This is a genomic window from Celeribacter marinus (genome assembly GCF_965656515.1).
Lineage (GTDB): Bacteria > Pseudomonadota > Alphaproteobacteria > Rhodobacterales > Rhodobacteraceae > Celeribacter > Celeribacter marinus_D.
The window spans coordinates 1-7082 of record NZ_CBFHKW010000084.1; the positions used below are offsets into that span (position 1 = coordinate 1).

The 7082-nt window shown below is 58.2% G+C and carries 9 protein-coding genes; 6 read left to right on the plus strand and 3 right to left on the minus strand.

The window, feature by feature from the left end; translation table 11 throughout:
* The 4 genes from ACTG34_RS12965 to grxD all read left to right on the plus strand — a co-directional run.
* A partial coding sequence (locus tag ACTG34_RS12965) for an AIR synthase-related protein (protein WP_439105308.1) occupies window positions 1-1434 on the plus strand: 1434 nt, incomplete at its 5' end.
* Window positions 1435-1523: 89 nt separating this feature from the next.
* Window positions 1524-2009: a hypothetical protein gene (locus ACTG34_RS12970; protein ID WP_439105309.1), complete on the plus strand. Its 486-nt coding sequence runs from the start codon at window positions 1524-1526 to the stop codon at window positions 2007-2009.
* 87 nt (window positions 2010-2096) lie between these two features.
* A complete protein-coding gene (locus ACTG34_RS12975) occupies window positions 2097-2327 on the plus strand; it encodes a BolA/IbaG family iron-sulfur metabolism protein (protein WP_062215838.1) in 231 nt (76 codons plus the stop codon).
* Between the two features lie 52 nt (window positions 2328-2379).
* A complete protein-coding gene (gene grxD / locus ACTG34_RS12980) occupies window positions 2380-2739 on the plus strand; it encodes a Grx4 family monothiol glutaredoxin (RefSeq protein ID WP_439105311.1) in 360 nt (119 codons plus the stop codon).
* 75 nt (window positions 2740-2814) lie between these two features.
* Here the strand turns inward: grxD and ACTG34_RS12985 are convergent, their stop codons facing one another.
* Both ACTG34_RS12985 and ACTG34_RS12990 read right to left on the minus strand, forming a co-directional pair.
* Window positions 2815-3222, minus strand: coding sequence for a cell division protein ZapA (locus ACTG34_RS12985; protein ID WP_439105312.1), 408 nt, complete (start codon window positions 3220-3222; stop codon window positions 2815-2817).
* Between the two features lies 1 nt (window position 3223).
* Window positions 3224-3754 (minus strand): hypothetical protein, encoded by a 531-nt coding sequence (locus tag ACTG34_RS12990; RefSeq protein WP_439105313.1) that lies wholly within the window; start codon window positions 3752-3754, stop codon window positions 3224-3226.
* A gap of 319 nt (window positions 3755-4073) precedes the next feature.
* Between ACTG34_RS12990 and tkt the strand changes: the two genes are divergently transcribed.
* Window positions 4074-6092, plus strand: coding sequence for a transketolase (tkt, locus tag ACTG34_RS12995; RefSeq protein WP_439105314.1), 2019 nt, complete (start codon window positions 4074-4076; stop codon window positions 6090-6092).
* A 64-nt stretch (window positions 6093-6156) separates the two neighbouring features.
* Here the strand turns inward: tkt and ACTG34_RS13000 are convergent, their stop codons facing one another.
* Window positions 6157-6354, minus strand: coding sequence for a hypothetical protein (locus tag ACTG34_RS13000; protein WP_439105315.1), 198 nt, complete (start codon window positions 6352-6354; stop codon window positions 6157-6159).
* A gap of 285 nt (window positions 6355-6639) precedes the next feature.
* Here ACTG34_RS13000 and ACTG34_RS13005 point away from each other — a divergent pair.
* A partial coding sequence (locus tag ACTG34_RS13005; RefSeq protein WP_439105316.1) for a glyceraldehyde 3-phosphate dehydrogenase NAD-binding domain-containing protein occupies window positions 6640-7082 on the plus strand: 443 nt, incomplete at its 3' end.

Sequence of the window (7082 nt, forward strand, 5' to 3'; positions counted from 1 at the left end):
TTCACCGAAAAATGTCTGATGGAAGCCACCTTGGAACTGATGGCTACCGGTGCCGTGATCTCGATTCAGGATATGGGGGCCGCGGGCCTGACCTGTTCGGCCGTAGAAATGGGCGACAAGGGCAAACTCGGCATTCGCCTTGATCTCGAAAACGTGCCACAGCGCGAAACCAACATGACCGCTTACGAGATGATGCTCTCCGAGTCCCAAGAGCGCATGCTCATGGTCCTCAAGCCAGAGAAAGAAGATGTCGCGCGCGCCGTGTTCGAAAAATGGGATCTCGATTTCGCCATCGTCGGTGAAACCATTTCCGAGGACCGCTTCCTCATTATGCATAACGGCGTTTGCATGGGCGACCTGCCCCTGTCCACGCTCGCCTCTTCAGCACCTGAATACGACCGCCCGTGGGTGCCAACGCCCGCCGCTGCCGCAGTTGAGGATGTGCCACAAATCGACCCGATTGATGGCCTTAAGGGGCTGATTTCATCGCCAAACTATGCGTCCAAAGCATGGGTCTACGAGCAATACGATACCCAAGTCATGGGCGACACGGTGCAAAAACCGGGGCTGGGCGCGGGCGTGATCCGCATCCACGACACCGGCAAAATGCTCGCCTTTACTTCGGACGTGACACCGCGCTACGTCAAGGCCAACCCTGTCGAGGGCGGGAAACAGGCGGTCGCAGAAGCCTACCGCAATCTCATTGCAACAGGCGCGACCCCTCTTGCCACCACCGACAACTTGAACTTCGGCAATCCCGAAAAGCCCGAGATCATGGGGCAATTTGTGGGCGCGTTGGACGGGATCAGCCAAGCAGTGTCCTTCCTCGATATGCCCATCGTTTCTGGCAACGTCTCGCTCTACAACGAAAGCTATGGCGAGGGCATCCTGCCTACCCCAACCATCGGTGCAGTGGGCCTTATCGCCAATGAGGACGAGCTGATTTTCGGCCTGCCCAATGAGGGCGATATGGCCATTCTCATCGGCGAAACATACGGCCACCTTGGTCAATCGGCGCTCCTCGCCGAAGTGTTCAACCGCGAAGATGGCGATGCGCCTCACGTTGATCTGGCCCTCGAAAAACGCAATGGCGAATTCCTGCGCGCCAACGGCAAACTGGTGTCCTCTGCCTCTGACCTATCGGATGGCGGGCTCGCACTGGCGGCGTTCGAGATGGCCGAAGCCGCGGGTCTGGGCCTGACGCTTGATGATAGTGACACCGCTCAACTGTTTGGCGAAGACCAAGCCCGCTATCTTGTGGCCTGTTCATTCGATCAAGCCGAAGCATTGATGGTCGCCGCAGGGCAAGCGGGCGTAACGCTCGCCACGGTCGGTAAATTCGGCGGTGACACGGTCCAGATGGGTGGCTCATCCGCGCCAATGGCCGAGCTGTCCGCGATCTACCGTGGCACCTTTGGCGCGACCTTCGCCTAAACCCGAGCGCCACGACACCACCAGACCGAAGGCCCGCCAATTCTGCGCGGGCCTTTCCTTTTTCTCCCCCATAGGCCACGCTCACTTACATGGATCACCTGCCCTCTCTCACCTCCGATTGTAGCCAATGCGCCGCACTTTGCTGTGTCGGGCTGACATTGGATCAAGGCGAGATGTTCGCGATCGACAAACCAAGCGGGACGCCCTGCCCCAATCTGTCGCGCGACTGTCGATGTACGATCCACACCGATCTGGTGGACAAGGGCATGGTGGGGTGCACCCTTTATGAATGTGCGGGGGCGGGCCAGCGCGTGGTGCAAATGCGGTTCAACGGCGAGAGCTGGCGTGACGATCCAACGCTTTTGCCCGCAATGATGCGCGACTTTAACGCGCTCAAACCGCTGCACGAACGCATGGCGCAACTGGTCGAGGCTGGCATGCTCGACCTCACGCCCGACGTTGAGGCTGAACGCGTAGCGCTTTTGACCCGACACGCGCGGGTTTGGTCCGATAGTGACACGCTGCGCAACCGGTTAGACGCATTTGTGAGCGCTCTGGCGCAGGCAAATCCGTGATCCACCTTGCAGCGCGCGCACCGCGCTATTAGGTTCTGAGCAACCGAAATTCAAATCCACCACAGATCAAGCATGGAGCGCCCGTAAATGGCCATCACCACCACCGAGATCGAACACCTGATCCGTGCCGCCTTTCCCGATGCACACATCATCGTTCAAAGCGATGACGGCCACCACTTTGCTGCCGAAGTGGTCGATGAAAGCTTTCGCGGGCAAAACCGTGTCCAGCAACAACGCCGCGTAAACGCAGCCGTTAAGGCCAAACTCGACAGTGGCGAATTGCACGCCATGGCGCTGACCACCCGCGCGCCAGAATAAAGCGGGACAATCACCGCTTTAACCCATAGATATCACGTAGAAAGTTCCAATCATGTCCGCCAAAGAAACCATCCAAAACACCGTCGACACCAATGATGTTGTGCTCTTTATGAAGGGCACAAAATCCGCACCACAGTGTGGCTTTTCCTCAAAAGTCGCCGGTATTCTCAATTTCATGGGTCTTGAGTACACAGACGTGAACGTGCTCGCGGATGACGAAATCCGCCAAGGTATCAAAGAGTTCTCCGATTGGCCAACCATCCCACAACTCTACATCAAAGGCGAGTTTGTGGGTGGGTGTGACATCGTTATCGAAATGACGCTATCGGGTGAGCTGGACCAAGCCCTCGCAGACAAGGGCGTGGCATTCGACGCTGAGAAAGCCGAACAGATCCGCGCTGCAAACGGCTAAACCGTTGCCATCCATCCAGACATAAAAATGGCGGGAAGATCACTCTTCCCGCCTTTTTTCAATATTTTCGGAACCTTAGCTTTGCGAAGACAATCCCAAGCGATCTTCCAGCTCGCCCGCCATGGCTTCGCTACGTGCGGCCAGCTCCGCAAGGGAGTCGCGCACGCCTTGTGGCACAACCGGCACTTCGATGCGCTCGGGCGCAGGTTTGGGTTGAGCCCGCAATTCCTCAATCAACGCTTCTTGCGCGCCCAGTTTGGCCTCCAACGAACGAAGTTTTTCGTCCATCCCTGCCGTTTTATCGGCCAGCATGAGGCCCGACATCAACAACATGCGCGCCTCAGGCATCCGCCCGATCTGACTCGACAAAACCGCCGCTTCGGATTCAAGCAAGGACGCCGCAGATTTCAAGAAATGCTCCTCGCCCTCCTGACACGCCACCTCGTAAGTGCGACCACCGATATTTACACTGACGTCTGGCATCTCACATTTCCTTCGTTTCAGCGGCAACCACATCGTGCGGCAACGCCGCCTTTAGGTCCGAGATTAACCCGTCAAGTGCGACACGCTCTGTCGCGCGCACCTGTTCCAACGCCTGTACATCCGCACTAAGTGCCGCGTTTATCAAGTTGGCATCGCCCACACCCGCCGCATTTGCATCGCGCAATGCCGTGTTGTTTGCGCGCAAGGTATCGTTGGCATGACGTAGACCCGTCATAGCACTTTCGAGGTCGTAAATCTGACGACGCAGAGTTTCAACCTCGCCCTCCAAGGCGGCAACATGCGTATTTTGTTTGTCGTGGATCGCCTTTACGCGCGCTTCCATCTGCGCGTTGGCGTCTTTTTCGGCCTCAAGCGCTTCATTGAGGCGGCCAATTTCGGCCTCCATCTCGTCGCTTGCGATACCGCCAACCTCAGGCGCTGCTGCGGCGCGCTCCTCGGCCACGCTCACGGCCCGACCGATCCGCTCCAACGCAGAGGTAATCCGCTCTTCTAGTTCAGAAATGTCGCTCATTCGCCCTCACCCGTTCTCTCTCTTTGTCTGGTGCTGCGGCGTTGTATCCGGCACGGCCAAAGATCTGTACGCACTCTATGCGCTCTTGATTCGAGAGCCTAGCGCAACCGTGCCGCATTACCAATATCTCTACCGCCATTCCCCCCTTTCGAGCGCTCGTTTGCGCGCGAGCTATCAATTTTGGCCACACACGCGCCCGTAAAGGCCCCGATTGCGGCAACGATCCTTGAACTTCCCCACCGTGTTGGTATCACAGGCGCACTCGATCGCGTGCCCATCCGCGATCCACACATCTCAGTCTGTTCAAGGAGACCCATACGTGGATATCGCTAAACTGCGCGAGGCGCACCCCGATCACTGGATGCGCGCCGCTGCCATCCGGACACTGACACTCGATGCTGTCGCTGCTGCAAACTCCGGTCACTCCGGCATGCCAATGGGCATGGCCGATGTTGCCACGGTCCTGTTTAAGAACCACCTCAAATTCGACGCCTCCGCACCGCTTTGGGCGGACCGCGACCGGTTTATCCTGTCGGCGGGTCACGGCTCCATGCTCATCTACTCGCTACTGTACCTCACCGGATATGAGGAAATGCCGCTGGAGCAGATCAAGAACTTCCGCCAGACGGGCGCGAAAACTGCGGGTCACCCCGAGAACTTCCTACTCGACGGCGTTGAGACCACCACAGGTCCACTCGGTCAGGGCATCGCCAACGCTGTGGGCTTTGCAATGGCCGAGGAATCGCTGCGCGCGCGCTTTGGCGCAAAGCTGCAAAACCACTTTACCTATTGCATCGCTGGTGACGGCTGCCTGATGGAAGGCGTGTCCCAAGAGGCGATTGCCCTCGCGGGTCGTCAAAAGCTCAGCAAGCTGGTCGTGTTCTGGGACAACAACAACATTACCATCGATGGTACGGTTGATCTGTCGGATCGCACCAACCAACCCATGCGCTTTAAATCGGCAGGCTGGCACGTTCAAGAAATCGACGGCCACGACCCTGAGGCCATCGACGCGGCCATCGAGGCCGCCAAAAAGTCGAAAAAACCGTCGATGATCGCGTGCAAAACGCACATCGCAATTGGCCACGCCAAGCAAGACACCTCTAAAGGCCACGGCGCATTGACCGATGCCGCTGAGTTGAAGGCAACGAAAGAAGCCTACGGCGCACCGCTTGGCGCCTTCGAAGTTGACGCGAAAGTCAAAGCCGAATGGGAAGCCATCGGCGCCCAAGGCCGCAGTGCCCGCGCCGACTGGCAAGCCCGTTTCGACGAGCAATCCGAGCGTCGTCAGGCCGAGTTTAATCGCGTGTTCGCAGGTGACGCACCCAAAAAACTGTCGGCTGTGATCAAAGCGTTCAAAAAGCAGATCTCGGACGAGCAGCCCAAAATGGCAACGCGGTCCTCGTCGCAAAAAGTGCTCGAAGTGGTCAATCCGATCATGCCAGAGACATTTGGCGGCTCCGCCGATCTCACCGGTTCCAACAACACCCTGACCGAGGGTCTGGGCACATTTGACGAGACCAACCGCAAAGGCCGCTACGTCTATTATGGCATCCGCGAGCACGGTATGGCCGCGGCCATGAACGGCCTCGCGTTGCACGGCGGTGTACGCCCCTACGGCGGCACGTTCTTTTGCTTCACCGATTATGCCCGTGGCGCAATGCGTCTGTCGGCGTTGATGCGTATTCCCGTAACTTACGTGATGACGCACGACTCCATCGGCCTTGGCGAAGATGGCCCGACACACCAACCGGTCGAGCATCTGGCGATTTGCCGCGCGACACCGAACACCGTGACCATGCGTCCGTGTGATACGGTCGAGACCGCCGAAGCGTGGGAAATCGCGCTGACGTCCCAGACTTCGCCATCTGTTCTGGTTCTGACACGTCAGGGCCTGCCGACCTTGCGTACCGAGCATAAGAACAAGAACATGGTAGCCTCTGGCGCATATGTACTGGCCGAAGCAGAAGGCAAACGCCAAGCGATCATCGTGGCCACAGGCTCCGAAGTGTCGCTTGCAATGGAAGCGCGCGAGATTTTGCAAGCCGAGGGTATCGGCACACGCGTTGTCTCCATGCCGTCCATGGAGCTGTTCGCCGAGCAAGACGAAAGCTACCGCCGCCAAGTCCTGCCCGCGGGTCCGGTACGCGTTGGCGTCGAGGCCGCTTTGCGTTCGGGGGGCTGGGATCGTTGGCTCTTGGGCGAACGTGGCCGCGAGAGCAAGCAAGCGTTTGTCGGCATGACAGGGTTCGGCTCGTCCGCCCCTGCCGAAGAGCTCTACGAAAAATACGGCATCACCACCGCTAATATCGTGGCACAGGTCAAAGCCTTGCTTTGATCCGCACCGCGAGACCGACATTGAAAAGCCCGCGCAGCACTGCGCGGGCTTTTTTCATACGTATTCAATCGTCTTTGGCGCGGCCATGCCCCCACGTGCTGCCCCAATTGGTCATGCCATCAAGGTCATCATCACTCAAGCCCGAGCCATCCCCGCCATCGCCGCTATCGTTACTATCCGCACCGTCATCCGTCTGACCTTTGGTCGGGTGGCCGTTTTGCGGTTGCATACGGGTTTTGTCTTTTTCTCTATCGCTGGTCATGTCGTCGCCTCCTTTACTGTGATCGCGCACCCGTAATTTTAGCGCAGATCGCCACTGCGCGCCTTGATTGGCCGCCACACAAAAGCGCAGGGCACAGATAGGCGCCATTTGTTAGCGCTACCCTATCATGTTTTCGCTAACATGTTGGCGCTAAACGGGTTTTCGGGCTCCGTGTACTTGCGTATACGCCTGAACAAGGATCAGGCTGGCCCATTTGCCCGATCCCCAACACGCACATGGCGCGCACACCCCGCGCACCGCCGCAGTAGGGAGCATAAGGTAAGCATGACGATCAAACTTGGCATCAACGGTTTTGGCCGTATCGGACGTTGCACATTGGCGCACATTGCCGAGGCCGGCCTCAACGAAGTCGAAGTGGTTAAAATCAACGCCACTGGCCCGATTGAGACCAACGCCCACCTGCTCAAATACGATAGCGTCCACGGACGGTTTGGCGGCCCTATTGCGGTAAACGGCAACACCATGGATTTAGGGCGCGGCCCGATCCAAGTGATGTCCACCTATGAGCCTGACGAGTTGGATTGGGAGGGCGTCGATGTTGTTCTCGAATGCACCGGACAATTCAACGATGGCCACCGCGCGGATGTGCACATGCGTCGCGGGGCCAAAAAAGTGCTGATCTCTGCGCCCGCCAAAAACGTCGACCGCACGGTTGTGTTCGGGGTGAACCACCGCGATTTGCGCGACAACGAGCGCATGGTGTCCAA